This is a genomic window from Acetomicrobium sp. S15 = DSM 107314, assembly GCF_016125955.1.
Taxonomy (GTDB): Bacteria; Synergistota; Synergistia; order Synergistales; family Thermosynergistaceae; genus Thermosynergistes; species Thermosynergistes pyruvativorans.
Genome location: NZ_JADEVE010000363.1, coordinates 1 through 327 on the forward strand (window position 1 = coordinate 1; position 327 = coordinate 327).

General features: G+C 54.4%; 1 pseudogene. It reads right to left on the minus strand.

Features of this window, described 5'->3' with window-relative positions:
• Positions 1–288 (minus strand): annotated as a pseudogene (locus EZM41_RS13975) (hypothetical protein); the annotation flags it as partial.
• Positions 289–327 lie beyond the last annotated feature (39 nt).

The following is a 327-nucleotide window of genomic DNA, read 5'->3' on the forward strand; positions in this document are numbered from 1 at the left end:
CAGGAGGCCAGGCTTGGGTTTTCGGCAGTCGCAATCTACCTTATAAGGTGGGTCCCCCTCAGTGGGATGATGAGGGCAAAAGTAAAAGGCATCCACGGCTACGCCCGCCTCTTCTAAGGAGAGCACGCCCTTTTCTCTAACGTAAAGCCCCAGTACGCGTGGGAAGGTGCCGTAATAGCGCGGATGAGGAACGCCCTCGCCGAATTCCACCAAACTGCCGTTCTTCGTGGAAGGGATAGTCGTCCATTCGAATAAGATTAAGTTCAGGGCCTCAAGGCATGTCTTCATCGCCCAATACGATAGGCTTTGTTTGGTGCGGGCGATCGA